The sequence below is a fragment of the Phytobacter sp. V69 genome (assembly GCF_965644215.1).
In the GTDB taxonomy this organism is placed as follows: domain Bacteria; phylum Pseudomonadota; class Gammaproteobacteria; order Enterobacterales; family Enterobacteriaceae; genus Phytobacter.
On sequence record NZ_CBFFRL010000446.1, the window covers coordinates 1 to 1,054 of the forward strand.

The window sequence follows — 1,054 nt, forward strand, 5'->3', positions numbered from 1 at the left end:
AGCGGGCATCGTGAAAAGTCTATGTCAAAGAAAGGGTTATGTTCTCATAATTGACGATTAAATCGCACCTTCCTTATCAGGACATGCTCGAGAGCGATGTGGATACGCTCTATGTCGCACTGCCTAATCACCTCCATTTTTCCTTTGCCAGCCAGGCGCTGAAGAAAGGCAAGCATGTGATTATCGAAAAGCCCATCACCACCAGCGTCGCCGAACTGAACGAACTCAAGGCGCTGGCACAGGCGAAAAACCTGATAATCCTTGAGGCGCTGAATGTCCACTATCTCCCGGCTTATCAGACGTTAAAGACCCAGATTGCCAGTCTGGGTAGCCTCAAAATGGTGACGCTGAATTACAGCCAGTACTCCTCGCGCTATGACGATTTCATGGCGGGCATTATTCACCCGGCTTTTGATGGTCCAAAAGGTGGCGGGGCGCTGATGGATCTCAATGTGTACAACATCCATTTTGCTGCCGGGCTGTTCGGCAAACCGCTGGCGGTCAGCTATGCCGCCAATATGCAGAACGACGTGGATACCAGCGGCGTCATGCTGCTGGACTACGGCAGTTTTAAATGTGTGTGCATCGGGGCAAAAGACTGCAAAGCGCCCACCACTTCGCTGATTCAGGGGGATAAAGGCTATGTGCAGCTCTCGCTTCCGGTCAATCAGCTGACCGGCTTTGAGCTGGCGCTGAACAAGGGAGATACCGCGCGCCTGAGCTTTGACCGCCGCGAGCACCGGTTGCTGTATGAGTTCCAGGCGTTTATCCGCATTATCGACACCCTTGATTACCAGACTGCCGCTGCCATGCTGGAAGTCAGCTCCATTGTCGCCGGGGTGATAGAAACGGGCAGAAAGCAGCAAAAAATGGAGTTACGCAATGACAACTAAACTGGTTATTGGCTTTATTGGTAATGGCAAAAGTACCAACCGTTACCATCTGCCGTTTATTCTGACTCGCCCGGAGACGATCGTCACTAGGCTGTGTCCCTTAATCACCTGAGTTATAGTAACTGTCTTTTTCAACAACATATTGAACTATGGCTCGCTAC

At 51.1% G+C, this 1,054-nt stretch carries 2 protein-coding genes; both read left to right on the forward strand.

Annotated elements, in window-relative coordinates; translation table 11 throughout:
* Positions 1 to 83: 83 nt before the first annotated feature.
* Entirely contained in the window at positions 84 to 893 is an 810-nt protein-coding gene (locus ACSZPU_RS25870; RefSeq protein ID WP_499004472.1) for a Gfo/Idh/MocA family protein, read from the forward strand.
* Positions 883 to 1,005 carry a hypothetical protein gene (locus tag ACSZPU_RS25875; RefSeq protein WP_499004474.1) on the forward strand — a complete coding sequence of 41 codons (123 nt, stop codon included), beginning with the start codon at positions 883 to 885 and terminating at the stop codon, positions 1,003 to 1,005. Before ACSZPU_RS25870 ends, ACSZPU_RS25875 begins: the two co-directional genes overlap by 11 nt.
* Positions 1,006 to 1,054: the final 49 nt, after the last annotated feature.

Coding starts and splice junctions, on each gene's coding strand:
- ACSZPU_RS25870 (WP_499004472.1), top strand. CDS start 84: ATGCTCGAGAGCGATGTGGATACGCTCTATGTCGCACTGCCTAATCAC.
- ACSZPU_RS25875 (WP_499004474.1), top strand. CDS start 883: ATGACAACTAAACTGGTTATTGGCTTTATTGGTAATGGCAAAAGTACC.